This is a genomic window from Fructilactobacillus sp. X8R4C1, assembly GCF_059900905.1.
In genome coordinates, this window is the sequence record NZ_JBWXVJ010000003.1 from 35,373 (window position 1) to 55,106 (window position 19,734).

Here is a 19,734-nt window from a genome sequence, read left to right on the forward strand (position 1 = left end):
TCAAGATATAATAATTAATGGTACCAATTTTTGGCGAAAGGGAGCATTTCATGAGTTATCAAGCATTGTATCGGACCTGGCGTCCACAAAGATTTGATGAAATTGTTGGGCAGCCGGTCATTACTCAGACTTTAAAAAACGCATTGATAACTAACCAGATTAGTCATGCGTATTTATTTACGGGTCCCCGTGGAACGGGAAAAACTTCCGCCGCTAAAATTTTGGCTAAGGCGGTTAACTGTCCTAATTTAAAGGATGGCGAGCCCTGTAATGAGTGTGCAACGTGTCTAGCGATTAATAAGGGTGCGTTTAATGATGTCATTGAAATTGATGCTGCTTCTAATAATGGGGTCGAAGAGATCAGAAATATTCGCGATAAGGCGAAGTATTCCCCAACGGAAGGTAAATATAAAGTTTATATCATTGATGAAGTGCATATGTTGTCGACGGGGGCCTTTAATGCCTTGCTCAAAACGCTAGAAGAGCCGCCAGAACACGTCATTTTCATATTGGCTACCACTGAACCCCAAAAGATTCCTGCTACCATCATTTCACGAACACAACGTTTTGATTTCAAACGAATCAAGGCTAGTGATATCCTGCAACGAATGGAATACATCCTTTCAAAAAAGGGCATTGAGTACGATGACAAGGCATTAAAGGTAATCGCTAAAAGTGCTGAGGGTGGGATGCGTGATGCACTTAGTATCCTTGACCAAGCTCTTTCCTACAGTAATGATAAGGTAACATGTGAAAGTGCCTTGTCAGTCACTGGCAGTGTCACCAGGGATCGAATTCAGTCGTACTTTGAGGCTGTTTTTAATTCAGACGTTTCGATGGGGTTAAAAATGGTTCAAGAAATTCTTGATGACGGCAAAGACGCTAATCAGTTTATTGAGGACTTAATTGATTATTGTCAGAACGTTTTGTTATATCATCAGGATCCAGAAATGGTCCAAAAGAGCGAACTTGGACTTTTAGGCGACAATTTTAAAACGATTGCTGATAAGGTAGATAGTAATCTAATATATCATTACGTTGAAATTATGAGTGACGTTCAAAGTCAGATGCGTTATTCGTCTCATCCCGATGTTTATTTGGATATTTTAACGGTTAAACTGGCAAATCAAAAAGAAAGTAACCCAGATAACGAATCAAAAAGCGATGATAAGGATACGAAAGTTCTTAAAAAGCAACTGTCTGAGCTGCAAAATCAAGTTAGTGAGTTAAAGTCGGAGCTGGGCAATGGGTCAACGTCAACTGATGATAAGCAACCTAAATCAACTAAATCTAAGCCAATCGCTGATTCCCCTCATTATGATTCCACCAAACAGGTCCGAGTTAATTTGACGAAAGTTTACGATATCCTAAAAAAGGCCACTAGAAAAGATCTGACTACCTATCAGGATATCTGGCAGGAATTACTTCAGTCGTTGTCGGTCACGCAACGAGCCGTGATGCATGTCTCAAACCCCGTTGCTGCGAGTGATAAGGGAGTTGTTGTTGCCTTTGATTATGGCTTTTTGTATCAGAAGGCTGGAACCGATGGTGATTTGATGGATGCACTTCAAAATGGCCTTGATCGTATTTTAGGATTTGTTCCAATGGTGGTGTTTGTACCAAATGATGAATGGCCACAACTTAGAAGTAACTATCTTAAAAATCACCGGTCTCATAATGAAAAGACTAAGTCAACCCCCAAGTCAGAAAAAGCGGCTTCTAATACGAATAAAGCTTACGAAAAGCAAGAACAAACTGAAACGACCAAAGATAAAGATAACAATGATTCGGTTAATACTGCCAAGCAGATGTTTGGTGATGATATAATTGATGTTAAAGATGATTAATTAAAAGGAGAATAATTATGAACGGAATGAACATGGGAAAGATGATGCAAAAAGCTCGTAAGATGCAACAACAAATGCAAAATGAACAAGAAGAAATTGAGAAGAGTGAATTCACTGGAAAAGCTCCAGAAGATATGGTGACCGTTACCTTTACTGGTGACCGCAAGATGAAGGACATGAACGTCAAACCAGAGGCCATTGATCCAGACGATCCAGACATGCTCTCAGATCTAGTGATCAGTGCGGTTAACGATGCACTTTCACAGATTGAAAAGACCACTCAAGATAAGATGGGAAAGTATACCAAGGGAATGAATATTCCAGGTATGTAGAAGAAGGGATTTAAATGCAATACCCAGAACCAATTGCTAAGCTAATCGATAGTTACATGCATTTGCCAGGAATTGGCAGAAAGACAGCCACTAGATTGGCATTTTATACGGTTGATATGAATAAAACCGATGTAAAAAACTTTGCGGATGCCTTAACTTCAACTAAGAATGATTTGCGTTTTTGTTCAATTTGCGGCAATATCACCGAGACCGATCCCTGTGAGATCTGTACCGATGAAAGTCGTGATCAAAGTAAGATTATGGTAGTGGAACAGTCTAAAGATGTGATGACGATGGAAAAAATGAAGGATTATAATGGTCTTTATCACGTTTTACACGGAGTGCTTTCCCCAATCGAGGGGAAGGGTCCTGAAGACATCAATATCAGCTCTTTAATCAAACGACTGCAAAAAAACGAAGAAGTTAAAGAAGTCATCATTGCTACTAATGCCACTCCTGAGGGAGAAGCAACGGCAATGTATTTGGCAAAGTTAATTAAGCCAGCAGGCATTAAAGTTACCAGATTGTCTCATGGATTGTCAGTTGGAAGTGATATTGAATATGCAGATGAGATGACCCTTTCAAAGGCAGTTTCTGGACGCACCGAAATGTGAGGGATGAACGATGTTTTCGTTATTTAGATATAGTTCTATGAAGCAAAATTATGATGACCAATTGCTTGATACCATCAATTTTTTAAAAAATGATTGGGATCAGGCCGTGCAAACTGAACAAGCCGTTTCCGAAACGGACAGTCACTTATTTGCACAAACGATGCTTACAAAGCAAAAATACATGTTTATGTATCGGCAAGCACGAAAACGAAACATTAAAAATGATCGGATTCAACCGTCAGTATATGAAAACTAAACGTAAGCCAGCTAGATCCTAGCTGGCTTTTTAAATAGACAATAAATATAACTTAAAGTACAATGAAAATAGCAAAAATGCTGGGACTGAATCTAATATGACTGGACAATTTATTACATTTGAAGGCACCGATGGTGCTGGAAAAACCACCGTTTTAAATCAGGTGGTTGATAAAATTAAACCAATGCTTAAAGACCAATTGCTAACTACTCGTGAACCAGGTGGAAACCAAGTCTCCGAGCAAATTCGTCAGATAATTTTGAATAAAAACGAGTCAGATATGGATGACCGTTGTGAGGCGCTTTTGTTTGCGGCGGCCAGAAGAGAGCATTTAGTTAAGACCATTTTGCCAGCTTTAAAGGCCGGTCAATTAGTTTTGTGCGACCGCTATCTTGACAGTTCAATTGCGTATCAAGGAGCGGGACGAGAACTTGGTGAAAACGCCGTTTTATCAATGAATCAGTTTGCTACTGAGGGTTTAATGCCTGATACCACCATTTATTTTGACGTCCCAGTCGACGTTGGATTAGACCGCATTGCTGAACATCGGAGTGGGGAAGTTAATCGTTTGGATCTTCAAGAACACGATTTTTACGTTCGGGTTCATGAAGCTTATGATGAAATTGCCAAACAGAACCCCAAGCGGGTTATTAAGGTTGATGCTACTAAGCCAATTGAACAAGTAGTAGATCAGGTCATTTCCGTGTTGTATAAGAGAGCAGCTAGATATTTTAATGAAAGTAAATAGGAGGATCAGTTATGAAGTTAATTATTGCAATTATCCAAGATAAGGATGCAGCCAAATTACAATCTGAATTCATCAAACATAAGATCCAGGCAACCCAATTATCCACTAAGGGTGGATTCTTGAAGGCTAAAAACGTCACTTATTTGATTGGAGCTAAAGATGATAAGGTCGACGAGATTTTGGATATCATTAAAACAACCTGTGAAACTAGAAAACAATACATGACGCCACCGGTTAGTTTAGCTGGAAGCATTAGTGAGACGTCTTATCCGGTTGAAGTTCAGGTTGGAGGAGCAACGGTTATGATTTTGCCAATGGAATCATTAAATCGCTTCTAGTTAGTTAATATAATGGTAGAAGAAACTTTAGCTCAGACCATAATTAAACAGGCTACCCAAAAACAAGCTACTTTAACACAACACTTTATGGGCGTTATTTCGGCTCAAGATCTCAGTCACTCGTATCTTTTTTCGGGTTCGGATGGTTTGGGAAAATTAGCGGTTGCAAAGACGATTGCAATGCGTTTGTTTTGTAATAACGTTCAAAATGGCATGCCATGTGGCATCTGTAATGAGTGTGTCCGGATCGCAGAAGACGAACATCCTGATGTGGTGATGATCAAACCCGATGGCAGAAGTATCAAAGTTGATTCAATTCGACATTTAAAACATGAATTTTCTAAAAGTGCGGTTGAAGGAAACAAGAAGGTTTTCATTATTGACGGGGCCGATACGATGACTACTAGTGCTGCTAATAGTCTTTTGAAGTTTATTGAAGAGCCAAATGGGCAAGTTAATTCCTTTTTACTTACCAATGACTATCGAAAGATATTACCAACCATCATATCTAGAACGCAGTTAGTAGAATTTCCAAAAATTAACGAAGATAACTTGATTAAGTACGTAACTGATAGAGGGTTATCGAAAACGTCTAGTAATCTTATTTTAGAATTAACTGAGGACTTATCTTCAATTGATAAAATGCTTGAAGACGGTTGGTTTAACAAGGTTAAAGAGATAGTTGAGCACTGGTTTAATGAATTAGTTAATGATGATTATCGCGCTTTTACGAGCGTTCAAATTAGCTTTATACCTAATATAACGGGTCAGTTTGAACAACAGATGACTTTAAAAATGATTTATCAAATTTTTAAGGATGTCTTTGATGTCAAGTTTAGGGAATTAAAGCCTGATAGTTTAGGGTTTGGTGATCAGTATTCCCTTTTGAAACAGATGGCTAACCAGTTATCAGATGATCAATTAATTGAAATCATCACAACGGTCTTGAACAGTGCCAAAAAACAAGATCTAAACGTTAGCTTCCAAAATATTTTGGAGGTTATTACCCTGAAATGTTTAGCAGTCATTGAAGGAGGAGCAAAAGTCGATTGAAAGAATCAGATGTTAACGAAGAATTTAATAATTTGGAATCACAATCGGAATTAATGAGTGAAAAAATTGGTGATCTTCGGGATGAAATTGATAAAGTCATCGAGGAAAATTCAGAACTGAAGATTGAAAATGAACATCTTCGAGAGTTAATTTCGGGAAAAGATGGGAAAAACAAAAAGAAGCAGCAACTTTCGATGTCCAAGAAAAACTTGGAAAAATTGTATAACGAAGGATTTCATGTTTGCACACAGTTTTATGGAAAACGGCGTAACAGTAATAGTAGTTGTATGTTTTGTACCGATATCATTTACGGAGAAAGGTAATTCCATTGGATTTATCAGTTCAAAAAAGTTTTGCAGATCATAACAAGGGCAGTTTATATCTGGTTCCTACACCAATTGGTAATCTTGATGATATGACGATTAGAGCCATCAATATTTTAAAAGATGTTGATTTGATTGCCGCTGAAGATACGAGGAATACCCAGAAACTTTTAAATCATTTTGATATTACGACCAAACAAATTAGTTTTCATGAGCATAATACTGAACAACGAGCACCTGAATTAGTCGAAAAATTAATCAATGGGATTTCAATTGCACAAGTCAGTGATGCAGGAATGCCTTCAATTAGTGATCCTGGACGTGAATTAGTAAAGCAGTGCATTGAACATGATATTTCCGTGATAAGCATTCCGGGACCAAACGCTGGCCTTACTAGTTTAATTGCTTCAGGACTTAAACCTCAACCGTTTTTGTTTTATGGATTTTTAAAACGGAAACCCAAAGAGCAGGTTGATGAACTAAAGATTTTAGCACAAGAATATCCGACCTTGATTTTTTATGAAGCGCCTCATCGACTTAAAAAGACGCTCTTAAACATGCAAAAGGTTTTTGGCAATCGGCAGGCAGTGCTTGCAAGAGAGCTCACTAAAAAGTTTGAAGAATACGTTCGTGGTGGTCTTGACGATTTAGTGGAATGGTCCAAACAAAATGAAATTAGAGGAGAGTTTGTCATTCTAGTTTCTGGGAATCCAGCCGGGTTTAAACTTCATGAAGAGAAGCAAAATGAAGCTCAATTGTCGGTTTACGAGCAGGTTGATCAATTAATTAGTAACGGTGAAAAGCCAAATGGCGCGATTAAGCAAGTCGCTAAGCAAAATGGGTTAGTCCGTCAGGATGTTTATAATCAATACCACCACATAGAATAAGATAAGAGGAATTAAGATGACTGGAGATATTTTTTCTGAAGACCATGTAGTTGAGTACTATGAAACCAATTTACTGGGTAACATTACTCTTTCAATGTTAATTGACGTGATCATTATGATTTCACAGGACCAAGCAAAAGCACTCGGTGTAAGTACCAGACATGTGATTGAACATGGCGTAACTTGGGTTGTTGTTCAAACCGACATGGATATTACGCGTCTTCCTAAAGTTCATGAAAAGATTCAGGTTCAAACGAGGGGAACTTCGTACACTAAGTACTTTGCGTACCGTGAATTCTGGGTTAGAGACGTTGACGGCAATGAATTAGTTCATGTTGGCAGTTTGTGGGTTATGATGGACATTAAATCTAGGAAAATGGTTCGATTAGAGGAAGATATGATTACTCCTTATCACTGTGATCGAGTAAGAAGGATTCAACGGTTAAGAAAGATTCCTCAAATTCATGATGAACAAAATCTTATGAAGACTGAGTATCACGTTCGTTTTACTGACATTGATTGGAATTCTCATGTCAATAATGCCAAATACATTGGATGGATGGTTGATGATTTATCCTATGATTTTTTGGCAACTCACGTTCCAAAGCAAGTAAGTATTAAGTATGAAGATGAAGTTACATATGGTGATCCGGTCGTAAGTCGAAGCAAACTCATTAAGACCGGTGATCAAATTCAATCGATCCACGATATTTCGGTCAACGATGATACTAAATCGATTGCCGAAATTAAATGGAAGAAGCTGAATAAAGAAGGAAGTAAATGATATGCACGTTTTAGCAGTTGATACCTCTAATCAACCATTAACTGTGGCAGTTTTAAAAGACGAACAGGTGCTAGCAACAACCACGATGACAACGCATAGAAAACATGCTGAATACTTAATGCCGGTGGTTGAAAAGTTGGTTAAGTATGCCAATTTAACTCCACAAGATCTGGATCGGGTAGTCGTAAGTAATGGTCCTGGTTCATACACTGGGATTAGAATTGCCACCACGGTTGGAAAAGTTTTGGCCGATACATTGAATATTGATTTGGTTGGCATTTCAAGTCTCATGGCGCTTGTTTTAAACGTGCAAAAACACGACCAGTTGGTAGTGCCCTTATTTGATGGTAGAAACGATAATTTGTTTACTGGTCTGTACCGGACTTCCGATCGTGGTCCCGAGTCGGTAATTAAAGATCAACACGTTAATTTTGATAAGTGGATGACCGAACTGGACAAGTTTGATGAGCCCATCGTATTCGTTGGAAGTGATGTTGATCATTTTTCCGAGCGCTTAAAACAACATTTCGGGAAAGATTTCAAATATATGACTGGAATTGATAACCTGCCACAGGCAGCTAAAATTGGTATCTATGGGGAAAAGCAAGAACCAGTTGCTGATGTTAACAATTTTAATCCCAATTATCTTCGTTTAACCAAAGCACAAGCAGACTGGCAAAAGTTAAACCCGGGGAGGGAAAACGAGTCTTATGTTGAAGAAAATTGAGGCATGGTTAAAAAAGAACGTTAAAAAAAAGGAAGAAGCTAAGATTCAGCGTGGACTTCAGATTAAAAATCACATTGTTGATGTGAATGGAGTCGATTACTATTTTGGCAAGGGTTCTATTACTGACATCCCTGACATTGTGAATGTTGAAGAAGAGGTTTACGACAAAAAGGCAGCTTGGGATCGAGAACGTTTCCTAAATGATCTAAAAAAGCACAAAAACAGTTTATACTTGGTAATTAGGAAAGCCGACGAATTGATTGCTTTTGTCGGTTGTTCGATTTCTCGTGATAGTAAGAATTGTCACGTTGAAAATATTGCGGTGTTACCCAAATTCCAAAATCGCGGATTGGGATATTTTTTGCTTACCATGGTTATCAGAAGAGCCCGACTGATGAGACTTAAAAGTGTTTCAATCGAAATTCGATTAGGAAATATTAAAGCTCAAGATTTGAATCGGGATCTTGGGTTTGTTCAGGTTGGAATTGATCCAGATTACTATAATGATGGTGAAGATGCTGTGGTAATGAAACTGGATTTATCCAAGCAAAAAGTGGCACCAAATAATTTTGGAAGATAGTTAGAGACGGGTGAGTATTAATGCAAGATAATAGTGTGATCTTGGCGTTTGAGAGTAGTTGTGATGAAACAAGTGTTGCTGTTATCAAGGATGGTAAAGAAATTTTATCAAACGTCGTTGCAACTCAGATTAAAAGTCATCAGCGATTTGGTGGTGTGGTACCAGAAGTGGCTAGTCGTCATCATATTGAAGAGATTACCATTTGTATAAATGATGCTTTGAAACGTGCAAACGTCACATACGATGATTTAACGGCGGTAGCTGTGACCTATGGCCCAGGATTGGTTGGGGCACTTTTGATTGGAGTCACCGCTGCCAAAGTGGTAGCTTGGGCTCATCATCTACCCCTCATTCCAATTAATCACATTGCAGGACATATTTATGCTACTAACTTTATTAAGCCAATTGAGTTTCCGGCAATGGCACTTGTGGTATCTGGTGGTCATACGGAGCTTGTTTTTATGCCTGCAGAAGGTAAGTTTGAGATCATCGGTGAGACTAGAGACGATGCCGCAGGTGAAGCGTTTGACAAAATTGGGAGAGTTTTAGGAATTAATTATCCAGCTGGTCCAACCGTTGACAAAATGGCTCAAAAGGGAAGGGATACTTTTAATTTTCCACGCGCGATGGAATCAGATGGTAATTATGATTTTAGTTTTAGCGGACTTAAAAGTGCTTTTATCAATACCGTTCACCATGCCGATCAGATTGGAAAGACTCTAAATAAGAACGATTTAGCTGCTAGTTTTGAAGCTGCCGTAGTGGACGTTTTGGCAAAAAAATCACAAAGTGCGCTTGAAAATTATCCTGTAAAAGAGTTTATTTTAGCTGGCGGAGTTGCCGCGAATAAGGGCATTAGAAATCGACTAGATGCGATTGCCAGTAAGGAAAATGTGGAATTTGTCAAGGCTCCGCTTAAGTTGTGTGGAGATAATGCAGCCATGATAGGAGCTGCTGCAGCGGCAATGCAGCACCATCAGGAAAAAGGAAAAGCTTCACTAAATGCTGATCCAGGATTAGAATTTGAGTGGGCTCAAAATGAAAAATAAATCGTTAACAACAAATTATTAAATTAATTTATCCTGCCCTGTGGGGCTTTTCAGCTGATTTCATTTTTATATTATTTCACAAACAATTTCTTTATGTTAGAATTAATTTTGTGACTTATTAATCTCGACAATAATAATAGGAGATTTGAAAATGGCTGAGACAAAAATTCCACGTGCAACCGCGAAACGATTGCCGCTTTACTATCGTTATTTAAATATTTTACATGACGGTGGAAAGAAACGAATATCATCAAATGAATTGGCCGACGCAATTCAAGTGGATTCTGCTACAATTCGTCGTGACTTTTCATATTTTGGTGCCCTTGGTAAGCGAGGTTATGGATATGACGTAGACAGTTTACTAGAATTTTTCAAGAAGATCTTGAACCAAGATCAATTAACCAATGTAGCATTGATTGGTGTTGGTAACTTGGGTCATGCCCTTTTGAATTTTAACTTCCACATGGATAGTAATATTAGAATTTCCGCTGCTTTTGACGTTAATCCTAAAAATGTTAATACCATTCAAGGTGGGGTTCCAATTTACCCAATGGATCAATTGGTAAAACAGCTTAAAGATCAACAAATCAGCGTTGTGATTCTCACAGTTCCTGGTAAAGTTGCTCAACAAGTTGCTGATCAAGTTGCCAAAGCGGGTGTAAAAGGAATTTTAAACTTCACATCAGTCCGATTATCGGTTCCAAAGGAAATTAGAGTTCATAATGTTGATTTAACTAATGAACTGCAAACATTGATCTATTTTATTGATCATTATGATAAAGATTAAGCATCCAATTTTGGATGCTTTTTTATTTTTATCGGGCAAAGTTCTTGCATTAGTTGTGAAAAAATAATATATTAAGAATGTAAGTTAGCACTTGATAAGTGCAAGTGCTAAAATTTAATAAAGATATTTATTGGAGGGATTAACGTGTTAGAACCATTAGGAGATCGCGTAATTGTCGAAGTGCAAGAACCAGAAGAAAAAAACGTCGGTGGAATTGTTTTAGCAAATAACGCTAAAGAAAAACCACAGATGGGTAAAGTTGTCGCTGTAGGCGAGGGTCGAGTTCTTGATAACGGACAAAAAGTTGCCCCTTCTGTTAAAGAAGACGACATGGTCATGTTTGATAAGTATGCAGGGACAAAGGTTGAATATGATGGTACTCCATACCTTGTAATGCACGAAAAAGATTTGCTTGCAATCGTTAAATAATAAAAAATAAATTAATTAATATGAGGTGATAATATTGGCTAAAGAAATTAAGTTTTCTGAAAATGCTAGAAATTCAATGTTAAATGGTGTTGACAAGTTAGCTGACACTGTAAAAACAACTATGGGTCCAAAGGGACGTAACGTTGTTCTAGAAGAAAAAGCTGGAGATCCAACAATCACAAATGATGGTGTTACCATTGCTAAAGCAATTGACCTTCCAGATCACTTTGAAAATATGGGTGCTAAGTTAGTATCTGAAGTTGCTTCTAAAACCAATGACGTTGCCGGTGATGGTACTACTACTGCTACTGTTCTTGCCCAAGCAATCGTTAAAGAGGGTATGAAGAACGTTACCGCTGGTGCTAATCCCGTTGGAGTTCGTCAAGGAATCGAAAAGGCTACTAGAACAGCCGTTGACAGTCTTCACAAGATGAGTCACCAAGTAACTAGCAAGGAAGATATCGCTCAAATTGCTTCAATCTCATCAGCTAACGAAAAGGTTGGTAATTTGATTGCCGACGCAATGGAAAAAGTTGGCAATGATGGTGTTATTACGATTGAAGAATCACGTGGTGTTGACACTAGTTTAGACGTTGTTGAAGGTATGGAATTTGATCGTGGATACATGTCACAATACATGGTTACCGACCAAGAAAAAATGGAAGCTAACCTAGATAATCCCTACATTTTAATTACTGACAAGAAAATCACTAATATCCAAGACATTTTGCCATTACTTCAATCAGTCGTACAACAAGGTCGTTCACTCTTGATCATTGCTGATGATATTGGTGGAGAAGCTCTTCCAACCTTAGTTTTGAACAAGATGCGTGGAACCTTTAATGTTGTAGCTGTTAAGGCTCCCGGCTTTGGTGATCGTCGTAAAGAACAACTCCAAGACATCGCTACTTTGACTGGTGGTACTGTAATTACTTCTGATCTTGGATTAGATCTAAAAGACACTACCATTGATCAATTAGGTCAAGCTAATAAGGTTAACGTTACTAAAGACAGCACAACTATCGTTGAAGGTAAGGGTAGCAAAGAAGCTATCGACAAACGAATTGATGAAATCAAACAACAAATTGATGCCACTGATTCTGACTTTGACCGTGATAAGTTGAAGGAACGTTTAGCTAAGTTGGCTGGTGGAGTTGCTGTTATCAAAGTTGGTGCAGCCACTGAAACTGAACTTAAAGAACGTAAGTACCGAATTGAAGATGCTTTGAATGCTACTAGAGCCGCTGTTGAAGAGGGATTTGTGCCCGGTGGTGGTACAGCCTTTATCAACATCTTGAATGACGTTGCTAAAATCCCCGCTGAAGGTGATGAAGCAACTGGAGTTAACATTGTTGTTAAAGCCCTAGAAGCACCAGTAAGACAAATTGCTGAAAATGCTGGGATTGACGGTTCAGTTATTGTTGATCATTTGAAAGACGAAAAACCAGGCATTGGTTACAATGCATTGACTGGCAAGTACGAAGACATGATCAAAGCTGGTGTCGTTGACCCAACTAAGGTAAGCCGTTCAGCACTTCAAAACGCTGCATCTGTTTCAGCTCTTCTATTAACTACTGAAGCTGTTGTTGCCGAACAACCAAAAAATGATAATGATCAACCAGCTGCTCCACAACAACCTGGAATGGGTGGAATGATGTAATTTAAGTTTTAATAAAAAAGAGTCCGAATGGACTCTTTTTTATTTCCAATTATGATGAATTATCTAGTTTAATGTAGTACAATTGCATTTGACTTTAAAATTACGGTTTTACTAGGTTAAATATGACATATTAAAGGAGTATGGATTAAATGTGGCGGTATTTAAAAAGATTAATTATTGGACGTCCGCTTAAGACAACGGAAGGCTCTGGTCAATCTCTCACTAAGTTCAAAGGTTTAGCTTTGCTATCATCTGATGCCTTATCATCAGTTGCTTATGGTACTGAACAGATTACTGCCGTTTTGATTACCTTATCGACCGCGGCATTAATGTATCAAATGTGGGTCGCACTACTAGTGTTGGTTCTGTTAGCCGCAATCACATTATCTTATCGACAGATTATTTATGCTTATCCATCTGGTGGAGGTGCCTACGTTGTTGCTCGAACCAATTGGGGTGACACTGCTGGTTTAGTTGCTGGTGGGTCCCTATTAGTTGATTATATGTTAACGGTTGCCGTTTCAACGACTTCTGGGACTGAAGCGATTACTTCTGCCATCCCTGCGCTATATAATTATCAGGTTCCGATTGCAATCTTAATTGTAATATTTATCATGATTTTGAATCTTCGTGGAATGCATGATTCAGCTTCATTCCTGGTTATTCCAGTGTACCTATTTATTGTGATGATTATCATTTTAATCATTGTTGGTGCTTATAATATTTTAACTAATAAAATTACTTATCATGCGTATGCTCCACTGAATACCTCAGTTAAGGGAATGACCTTGGTATTATTCTTTAAGGCATTCTCATCTGGTTCAGCATCGTTAACTGGAGTTGAAGCCATTAGTAATGCGGTTCCAAACTTTAAACAACCAAAACGAAAGAACGCTGCCAATACATTAGGTATCATGGCCATTATTTTAGGAATCTTCTTTGCTGGGATTACCTTTCTAAGTTACTACATGGGAGTTATTCCTAACGCTAAGGATACCGTCTTATCACAGATTGGTACCAATGTCTTTGGTCACGGAATCATGTACTACTTGCTTCAGCTTGCAACTGCCTTGATTTTAGCTGTTGCTGCTAACACTGGTTTCTCTGCCTTTCCAATTTTGGCCTACAACATGGCTAAAGATAAATATTTGCCACATGCCTACCTGGATAAGGGTGACCGACTAGGTTATTCAAATGGAATTATTTCGTTAGCTTTAGGTGCGATTGTTTTAATTGTCCTCTTTAAAGGTAAAACTAATCTCTTAATTCCACTCTATGCTGTTGGTGTGTTTGTTCCATTTACGTTGTCTCAATCTGGAATGATTGTTCACTGGTTCAGAAATAAAGATGGCTTGTGGCCGGTGAAGGCTGTCATTAATTTTATTGGAGCGTTCATCTCAGTGATGTTAGTCTTCTTCCTGTTTGCACTTCATTTTGCAAACGTTTGGCCATATCTCATTATCATGCCGTTGCTCCTTTTGATGTTTTATAAAATTCATCTTCACTATCAGCGAATTGCTGAGCAGCTTCGTATTTCAACTGATCCGAATTATGAGAATCATACCTATGCTGGTTCAACGGTAATCGTGTTAGTGGGAAATGTTACCCAAGTTACTAGACAAGCAATTAACTATGCGAGATCGATTGGTGACAATGTCATTGCCATGCACGTTTCGTTTGCCGATAATCCGCAAAAAGAAGAGAAAATTTCAACGAAGTTTAAGGAAGAGTATCCAGACATTCGATTTGTCGATATTCATACTTCGTATCGTTCGGTTGTCGATCCAGTGCTTCGTTTCTGTGATGTTATTGCGAAACAGGATGAGGATCGCAATTATACTACGACGGTTTTGGTTCCTCAGTTTGTACCAAAACACTACTGGCAACAAGTCCTTCATAATCAGACCGCTGTTCGATTAAGAAGTGCCTTGAATTCACGTCAGGACATCATTGTATCGACGTATAACTATCATTTAAGTGAATAATAGAACAAAAAGCTAGGCTATGTTAAACATAGCCTAGCTTTTTTGATTTGGATTTAAAGGTGCACAATATGAGCAAATAGTGGGACGATGATATCAACGACCACCGAAATAATGACCACCGCAATCGCAGCCATGGAGCCCTGAACTTCACCAAGTTCAAGGGCTTTATCTGATCCAAGGGTGTGTCCTGCCGTTCCAAGCCCCAATCCAATTCCGATGGGGTTCTTCAATCTGAATATTTTAATGATCCAGTCGCCAAGTGCGTAAATAATAACAGCGTTTAAAATACATGCCATAGCGGTAATTGCTGGCACACCGTTAATGCCTTGGGCGATTGGCATTGCAACTGCGGTAGTGGCAGCTTGCGGAAGCATGGAAGCAATTTCCGACTTGTTTAATCCAATTAACTTGGAGACAAAGTACATGATGATTACCGAAATGGTTAAACCGATTATTAGTGATAACAAAATTTCAAACCAGTACTTTTTCACGATGTCGTTTCGCTTGAAGAGTGGGACTGCGAAAGCAATCGTGGTAGGGAAGAGGAACCAAAAAATAATATCACCACCTGGCTTATACAGATGAGTGTAAATCCAGGTAATGTTAATCCCCGTTGCTTTGCTCATTAACCAGAGAACAAAGATCCCGAGCACCATCCCAACAAATAATGGTTGAAAAAGAAAAAAACCGTTAAATTTTTTAAATAGAAATGATCCAACCAGATAGACCACCAATGATAAAGCAATTCCAAACATTGGATTGCCTAAAAATTTTAATAGTTCCGTTTGCATATTTGGTTACTCCTTATCAATGTCTTGTTTTTTGCCAAAAATTTTATTGCGGGCCCATATCAAAAAAGTAGCAACTAAAGCCACCGACACCAACATGACGACTGTCGAAATAATGATCATAATCACTAGTTTGACGCCAGAATGTTTCATAATGTCGAGGGAGGCCGCTAATTGAATTCCAGAAGGGACGAAAAGGAATCCTAGGATTCCAATAAAAAATGATCCGACCCTTTCGACCTGTTCTGGTTTAATGACTTTAAAGGTCAATAACAAATATAATATCACCAAACCAATTACTGGGGTTGGAACTGGAAAGTTGGCGGGAAAGAGTGCTGAGATTAGACTTGAGACGAATAAAATGACCCCAAAGATACCGAGTTGAGTTAACAATGGAGCATCTTTTTGGGGCTTTTCTTCTTTATTTTGCATGTTTTGCTCCTTTCAAAAGTATGTGATTTATTTAGCTATTTCTATATTTAATATAATATATGAAATGAACTAAAAAACAAACCAAAATTTTAATTGTTATCATTAGATTTAATTATCATTAAATTAAATAAAGGGAAGCTTGTGTTTGTTATTTTCCGTTTGTATAATTGAATATAAACTTAATCGTGGAAGGCCATACTTAATTGAAATTTGAAATATTCGTCTATTTGTTTGCAACGATGATAATGTCGGCGGTTTTAACCCCTTTTATCAGAATTTTAGCATTCAAAATTGGCGCCATTGATAAACCGAATAAAAGACGTGTAAATAAAATTCCAATGCCAACGTTGGGTGGTCTGGCAATTTTTATTGCTTATACCATTACGACTTGCGTTTTTTTGCGGAACCAAATTCCATCTAGTAAGTTGTGGGGAATTCTGGGCGGAGAAATTATTATCATTATGACGGGGGTCATTGATGATATTTTTGAATTGAAGCCACGGCAAAAGGTGATTGGGATCTCGCTAGCAGCACTATGGGTGTACATTTTTGCGGGCATTCAGATGAGCTCCATTACGCTCCCATTCTTTGGTGATGTTAGTCTGGGATGGTTAAGTCTACCAATTACCTGGATATGGATTCTCGGGATTACGAACTCAATTAATTTAATCGATGGACTGGATGGACTAGCGACGGGGATTGCCATTATTGCTCTGACTACGATGGGAATCATCGGCTTATTCTTTTTAAACGTCGGTAACGTTTACGTGTCAATCATGATTTTTACCTTTGCCGCTTCCTGTTTGGGCTTTTTACCGTATAATTTTTTCCCAGCTCGAATCTATCTAGGGGATACGGGATCCTTATTAATTGGCTTTATGATTTCGGTCTTTTCTTTACAAGGTCTTAAAAACGCCACCTTCATATCGGTCATTATTCCCGTTGTGATTTTGGGAGTCCCAATCTCGGACACCGCTTATGCAATTTTACGGCGGATTTTGAACAAGCAACCCATCTCTCACGCTGATAAGCACCATTTGCATCATCGATTGATGCAGATTGGTTTGACCCACCGACAAACGGTTTTGGTGATTTACGGGATTGCGTTAATTTTCGCTTTCATCTCTTTACTCTATCCATTGTCCAGTTTCTGGGGATCAGTCTTGTTGACGGTTGCCACTTTGATTGGGATTGAGCTTTTTGTGGAAGCCATTGGATTAGTCGGAAAGAACCGGCAACCCTTGCTTAATTTGATTAAACGCGTTGTGACAGGAACAACCAGTAAGGCTAATCACGAAACCGAAATCACTAAAACCAAGGCAAAGCATAAAACCAAATCAAACAAAAAAGAGTAGTTCATTGAAGGTGAACTACTCTTTTTAGACTAAACTGGACTCTCAAAATAAGCTTCCTTACCAATCTTGAATTGAACGTCTCCTGCAAGCAAATTGTTGATTTTTGTTTTGAAGTCATCAATCACATGATTTGAAATGGCGGTGCTTACCCGAACACTGGTGTCATATTCAACGTTAGTAATTGGTAGATTATTTTGTTTAAGAAAATATTGGAGTTTATCATTTAACTTATAGGATACTGAAATAGTAAGTGCAGTTTTAAGCGTCATTTTGCTGATTCCAACCCTTTCAATCACATCCGATGCCGAGTTACTATATGCTCGAATTAGGCCACCAGCACCTAGTTTGATGCCACCAAAGTACCTTGTTACTACGATTACTGTGTCGTGAAGTTCCATATTTTTAATGGCATCCAGGATTGGAATCCCGGCAGTCCCACTGGGTTCGCCGTTGTCACTTTCTCGCTGAACATCATCATTTGGGCCAATAACATAGGCAAAACAATTGTGGTTGGCCTTTTTATTTTGGTTTTTGATACTGGCGATGAATGCTTGAGCACTCGCTTCGTCCGTGACACGAGATACGGAAGCAATAAACTTTGATTTTTTGATAATAATTTCATTTTGACCAGCTTGTTTAATGGTTAAAAAAGAATTTTGCATTAAATTATTCCTGTTCTTCGTATTTAAAAATGGAGGCGGATAGTCAATGATCAAAGAGCAAAAAGAACTAATGGGAAGACTTACGCCAAGCACTTTGATTGATCCGATACTTTTAAGTGATCCACTTCTTAATTTTGAATTAGCGGTAACGGTTAATCAAACTACTATTCATTGTAACCGATGTGGATTCAATTGTGAAAAATCAAAATGTGAACTTCCCAATCATATTTTTTACTGCCCCAATTGCATCGAAATGGGGCGAATTGATTCGTCGATGAAACTGGTTAGTGTCCTAGAAACAAATCGTTTTGTGGTTCCAAGTAATGTTTTGACTTGGGATGGGACGCTAACTGTAAATCAAAAAGACTGTGCGTTAAGGATGATTGAATCAGTAAAACATCACCGTGATCATCTACTGTGGGCGGTTACTGGGGCTGGTAAGACCGAGATGCTTTTTCCGGTATTAACATGGGCAATTAAACGTAAATTTCGAATTGCCATTGCTTCTCCCAGAGTTGACGTGTGTTCGGAACTTTATCCGCGTCTTAAAGCGGCTTTTTCTAACCTTGATATGGTTTTATTACATGGTAAAAGTAAGGATGATTACCGATATTGTCAACTAACTGTCTGTACCACCCACCAACTCATGCGTTTCTTTCATGCTTTTGATTTATTGATTATTGATGAAGTTGATGCGTTTCCATTCGTTAACAACGTTAACCTGGAGTTTGCCGTAAAGCATGCCTTAAAGACTACGGGACAAAGAATCATGTTAAGTGCCACTCCAAGTAAAGGACTGAGAACCCAAATCACGCGTGGAAATGGAGATATGAGTTATTTGCCAATCAGGTTTCATGGTCATTTATTGCCCGTGATTAAAGTTCACTTGTCAAGAAAATGGCGGATGCAATTATCAAAGGGAAGGTTACCCCATCAATTAATTAAAATATGTCAGCGTAACGTTGCAATTAGAAGAAGATTTTTATTGTTTGTTCCTAAGATTAAAGATTTACCGGTGGTTGATCGGATTTTAAGCAAACAAATCCGTGGTCCAAAGGTATGGGAATGTGTTTATTCTGCTGACAAGAAACGAATGGAAAAGGTTCAAGCCATGCGTAACCAGCAAGTGTTATTTTTAGTGACTACGACCATCTTAGAACGAGGAGTGACGTTTCCAGATATTGATGTAATGGTACTGGGGGCTGACGATGAGGTCTTTTCTACGTCGTCATTAGTTCAGATGGCAGGAAGAGTGGGTCGAAAAAGGACCAGACCGACCGGTAACATTGATTTTTTTGTGGGCAGTTTTTCAAGACGAATTACTAGCGCCCAAAATGAGATTAAGGCTATGAATCGCAGAGGGATGAAATTAAAAAGTCATGAATAAATGTGTATGGTGTAATCAAATTATTAGAAGTGATGTGAGCATTTCCTTTATTTTAAGTTTTCGTTCCTTTGTCCCGCCAATTATGTGTGATGAATGTCAAAAACTTTTTTGTCCCATTGATTTAAAAACGGCGTGTCCAGATTGTGGCAAGCAGCAAGCAAAATTAGAGTTGTGTGATGATTGTAAGATTTGGGAAGATCAATCTGGTCCCAAATTAATTAACCACGCGTTGTTTCCATACGATGAAGTGAATGATTACATGGCTCGGTACAAGTTTCAGGGCGATTATCGGTTAAGGCGACTATTTCAAAGTCAGTTTCAGTCTTTTATATTTGCCCATAACGACGGCGGTATGATTGTTCCCATCCCAATTAGTAAGAAAACGTTTGAAGTGCGAAAGTTTAATCAGGTTGAGGGCTGGTTAACTGGTATAAAATATCAAAGGGTCTTAGGAGCGGTGTCAAAAAAGGGCTTACCCCAGTCTAAAAAAGATAAATTTGATAGGATGCACTTAAAACAACCATTTTACGTTGAGCCGGAGTGGTCAACTAATAACCTACGTGGGAGAAAGGCTTGTTTGATTGATGATGTGTATACGACTGGAACCACCCTGCACTTAGCGGCCAAACTGTTATATTCGTATGGGGTTAAGAAAGTCTCAAGTATTACCCTTGCACGTTAGTATTGATTGTTATTTAATCGATTAGAATT

At 38.4% G+C, this 19,734-nt stretch carries 23 protein-coding genes; 20 read left to right on the top strand and 3 right to left on the bottom strand.

Annotated elements, in window-relative coordinates:
* Positions 1-50 precede the first annotated feature (50 nt).
* From dnaX to kimA, 17 genes are all read left to right on the top strand, one after another.
* Positions 51-1,847 (top strand): DNA polymerase III subunit gamma/tau, encoded by a 1,797-nt coding sequence (gene dnaX / locus AC6UDA_RS05045; protein WP_500711166.1) that lies wholly within the window; start codon positions 51-53, stop codon positions 1,845-1,847.
* 14 nt (positions 1,848-1,861) lie between these two features.
* Positions 1,862-2,179 carry a YbaB/EbfC family nucleoid-associated protein gene (locus tag AC6UDA_RS05050; protein ID WP_500696169.1) on the top strand — a complete coding sequence of 106 codons (318 nt, stop codon included), beginning with the start codon at positions 1,862-1,864 and terminating at the stop codon, positions 2,177-2,179.
* A 14-nt stretch (positions 2,180-2,193) separates the two neighbouring features.
* Complete coding sequence (gene recR, locus AC6UDA_RS05055) at positions 2,194-2,793, top strand: recombination mediator RecR (RefSeq protein WP_500694465.1); 600 nt, start codon at positions 2,194-2,196, stop codon at positions 2,791-2,793.
* Between the two features lie 10 nt (positions 2,794-2,803).
* On the top strand, positions 2,804-3,049 hold the full coding sequence (locus tag AC6UDA_RS05060; RefSeq protein WP_500696139.1) for a YaaL family protein: 246 nt from the start codon (positions 2,804-2,806) through the stop codon (positions 3,047-3,049).
* A gap of 97 nt (positions 3,050-3,146) precedes the next feature.
* Positions 3,147-3,797 (top strand): dTMP kinase, encoded by a 651-nt coding sequence (gene tmk, locus AC6UDA_RS05065; protein WP_500696138.1) that lies wholly within the window; start codon positions 3,147-3,149, stop codon positions 3,795-3,797.
* A gap of 11 nt (positions 3,798-3,808) precedes the next feature.
* On the top strand, positions 3,809-4,135 hold the full coding sequence (gene darA / locus AC6UDA_RS05070; protein WP_500696137.1) for a cyclic di-AMP receptor DarA: 327 nt from the start codon (positions 3,809-3,811) through the stop codon (positions 4,133-4,135).
* Between the two features lie 12 nt (positions 4,136-4,147).
* Positions 4,148-5,188 (top strand): DNA polymerase III subunit delta', encoded by a 1,041-nt coding sequence (gene holB / locus AC6UDA_RS05075; RefSeq protein ID WP_500696136.1) that lies wholly within the window; start codon positions 4,148-4,150, stop codon positions 5,186-5,188.
* Positions 5,185-5,511, top strand: coding sequence for a DNA replication initiation control protein YabA (locus AC6UDA_RS05080; RefSeq protein ID WP_500694460.1), 327 nt, complete (start codon positions 5,185-5,187; stop codon positions 5,509-5,511). The genes holB and AC6UDA_RS05080 overlap by 4 nt, the downstream gene beginning before the upstream one ends.
* A 5-nt stretch (positions 5,512-5,516) precedes the next feature.
* Positions 5,517-6,398, top strand: a complete 882-nt coding sequence (gene rsmI, locus AC6UDA_RS05085; protein WP_500696809.1) for a 16S rRNA (cytidine(1402)-2'-O)-methyltransferase — start codon at positions 5,517-5,519, stop codon at positions 6,396-6,398.
* A 16-nt stretch (positions 6,399-6,414) separates the two neighbouring features.
* Positions 6,415-7,182 carry an acyl-[acyl-carrier-protein] thioesterase gene (locus AC6UDA_RS05090; RefSeq protein WP_500696134.1) on the top strand — a complete coding sequence of 256 codons (768 nt, stop codon included), beginning with the start codon at positions 6,415-6,417 and terminating at the stop codon, positions 7,180-7,182.
* A 1-nt stretch (position 7,183) separates the two neighbouring features.
* A complete protein-coding gene (gene tsaB / locus AC6UDA_RS05095) occupies positions 7,184-7,909 on the top strand; it encodes a tRNA (adenosine(37)-N6)-threonylcarbamoyltransferase complex dimerization subunit type 1 TsaB (RefSeq protein ID WP_500696810.1) in 726 nt (241 codons plus the stop codon).
* Positions 7,893-8,489 carry a ribosomal protein S18-alanine N-acetyltransferase gene (rimI, locus tag AC6UDA_RS05100; protein ID WP_500696132.1) on the top strand — a complete coding sequence of 199 codons (597 nt, stop codon included), beginning with the start codon at positions 7,893-7,895 and terminating at the stop codon, positions 8,487-8,489. Before tsaB ends, rimI begins: the two co-directional genes overlap by 17 nt.
* Positions 8,490-8,509: 20 nt before the next feature.
* Positions 8,510-9,538 (top strand): tRNA (adenosine(37)-N6)-threonylcarbamoyltransferase complex transferase subunit TsaD, encoded by a 1,029-nt coding sequence (gene tsaD, locus AC6UDA_RS05105; protein WP_500711169.1) that lies wholly within the window; start codon positions 8,510-8,512, stop codon positions 9,536-9,538.
* 151 nt (positions 9,539-9,689) lie between these two features.
* On the top strand, positions 9,690-10,325 hold the full coding sequence (locus AC6UDA_RS05110; protein ID WP_010021811.1) for a redox-sensing transcriptional repressor Rex: 636 nt from the start codon (positions 9,690-9,692) through the stop codon (positions 10,323-10,325).
* Positions 10,326-10,469: 144 nt separating this feature from the next.
* A complete protein-coding gene (gene groES / locus AC6UDA_RS05115) occupies positions 10,470-10,754 on the top strand; it encodes a co-chaperone GroES (protein WP_500694454.1) in 285 nt (94 codons plus the stop codon).
* A gap of 34 nt (positions 10,755-10,788) precedes the next feature.
* Complete coding sequence (gene groL / locus AC6UDA_RS05120; RefSeq protein ID WP_500696130.1) at positions 10,789-12,414, top strand: chaperonin GroEL; 1,626 nt, start codon at positions 10,789-10,791, stop codon at positions 12,412-12,414.
* Positions 12,415-12,563: 149 nt separating this feature from the next.
* Positions 12,564-14,399: a potassium transporter KimA gene (kimA, locus tag AC6UDA_RS05125; protein ID WP_500696129.1), complete on the top strand. Its 1,836-nt coding sequence runs from the start codon at positions 12,564-12,566 to the stop codon at positions 14,397-14,399.
* Between the two features lie 53 nt (positions 14,400-14,452).
* On the opposite strand, the gene lrgB is transcribed toward kimA, so the two are convergent.
* On the bottom strand, positions 14,453-15,190 hold the full coding sequence (gene lrgB / locus AC6UDA_RS05130) for an antiholin-like protein LrgB (RefSeq protein ID WP_500711171.1): 738 nt from the start codon (positions 15,188-15,190) through the stop codon (positions 14,453-14,455).
* A gap of 6 nt (positions 15,191-15,196) precedes the next feature.
* Positions 15,197-15,619: a CidA/LrgA family protein gene (locus AC6UDA_RS05135; protein WP_500711173.1), complete on the bottom strand. Its 423-nt coding sequence runs from the start codon at positions 15,617-15,619 to the stop codon at positions 15,197-15,199.
* 203 nt (positions 15,620-15,822) lie between these two features.
* Between AC6UDA_RS05135 and AC6UDA_RS05140 the strand changes: the two genes are divergently transcribed.
* Entirely contained in the window at positions 15,823-16,974 is a 1,152-nt protein-coding gene (locus AC6UDA_RS05140) for a glycosyltransferase family 4 protein (RefSeq protein ID WP_500696127.1), read from the top strand.
* Between the two features lie 29 nt (positions 16,975-17,003).
* Here AC6UDA_RS05140 and AC6UDA_RS05145 read toward each other — a convergent pair whose 3' ends face one another.
* Positions 17,004-17,636, bottom strand: coding sequence for a YigZ family protein (locus tag AC6UDA_RS05145; RefSeq protein WP_500694448.1), 633 nt, complete (start codon positions 17,634-17,636; stop codon positions 17,004-17,006).
* Positions 17,637-17,682: 46 nt separating this feature from the next.
* Here AC6UDA_RS05145 and AC6UDA_RS05150 point away from each other — a divergent pair, with 46 nt between their 5' ends.
* Positions 17,683-19,023: an ATP-dependent helicase ComFA gene (locus tag AC6UDA_RS05150; RefSeq protein WP_500711175.1), complete on the top strand. Its 1,341-nt coding sequence runs from the start codon at positions 17,683-17,685 to the stop codon at positions 19,021-19,023.
* Complete coding sequence (locus tag AC6UDA_RS05155; protein ID WP_500711177.1) at positions 19,016-19,705, top strand: ComF family protein; 690 nt, start codon at positions 19,016-19,018, stop codon at positions 19,703-19,705. The genes AC6UDA_RS05150 and AC6UDA_RS05155 overlap by 8 nt, the downstream gene beginning before the upstream one ends.
* Positions 19,706-19,734: the final 29 nt, after the last annotated feature.

What these genes read in the sequence shown, in the direction of transcription:
- dnaX (WP_500711166.1), top strand. Translation starts at nt 51, where the DNA reads ATGAGTTATCAAGCATTGTATCGGACCTGGCGTCCACAAAGATTTGAT.
- recR (WP_500694465.1), top strand. Translation starts at nt 2,194, where the DNA reads ATGCAATACCCAGAACCAATTGCTAAGCTAATCGATAGTTACATGCAT.
- AC6UDA_RS05060 (WP_500696139.1), top strand. Translation starts at nt 2,804, where the DNA reads ATGTTTTCGTTATTTAGATATAGTTCTATGAAGCAAAATTATGATGAC.
- tmk (WP_500696138.1), top strand. Translation starts at nt 3,147, where the DNA reads ATGACTGGACAATTTATTACATTTGAAGGCACCGATGGTGCTGGAAAA.
- darA (WP_500696137.1), top strand. Translation starts at nt 3,809, where the DNA reads ATGAAGTTAATTATTGCAATTATCCAAGATAAGGATGCAGCCAAATTA.
- holB (WP_500696136.1), top strand. Translation starts at nt 4,148, where the DNA reads ATGGTAGAAGAAACTTTAGCTCAGACCATAATTAAACAGGCTACCCAA.
- AC6UDA_RS05090 (WP_500696134.1), top strand. Translation starts at nt 6,415, where the DNA reads ATGACTGGAGATATTTTTTCTGAAGACCATGTAGTTGAGTACTATGAA.
- tsaB (WP_500696810.1), top strand. Translation starts at nt 7,184, where the DNA reads ATGCACGTTTTAGCAGTTGATACCTCTAATCAACCATTAACTGTGGCA.
- rimI (WP_500696132.1), top strand. Translation starts at nt 7,893, where the DNA reads ATGTTGAAGAAAATTGAGGCATGGTTAAAAAAGAACGTTAAAAAAAAG.
- tsaD (WP_500711169.1), top strand. Translation starts at nt 8,510, where the DNA reads ATGCAAGATAATAGTGTGATCTTGGCGTTTGAGAGTAGTTGTGATGAA.
- AC6UDA_RS05110 (WP_010021811.1), top strand. Translation starts at nt 9,690, where the DNA reads ATGGCTGAGACAAAAATTCCACGTGCAACCGCGAAACGATTGCCGCTT.
- kimA (WP_500696129.1), top strand. Translation starts at nt 12,564, where the DNA reads ATGTGGCGGTATTTAAAAAGATTAATTATTGGACGTCCGCTTAAGACA.
- lrgB (WP_500711171.1), bottom strand. Translation starts at nt 15,190, where the DNA reads ATGCAAACGGAACTATTAAAATTTTTAGGCAATCCAATGTTTGGAATT.
- AC6UDA_RS05135 (WP_500711173.1), bottom strand. Translation starts at nt 15,619, where the DNA reads ATGCAAAATAAAGAAGAAAAGCCCCAAAAAGATGCTCCATTGTTAACT.
- AC6UDA_RS05145 (WP_500694448.1), bottom strand. Translation starts at nt 17,636, where the DNA reads ATGCAAAATTCTTTTTTAACCATTAAACAAGCTGGTCAAAATGAAATT.
- AC6UDA_RS05150 (WP_500711175.1), top strand. Translation starts at nt 17,683, where the DNA reads ATGATCAAAGAGCAAAAAGAACTAATGGGAAGACTTACGCCAAGCACT.
- AC6UDA_RS05155 (WP_500711177.1), top strand. Translation starts at nt 19,016, where the DNA reads ATGAATAAATGTGTATGGTGTAATCAAATTATTAGAAGTGATGTGAGC.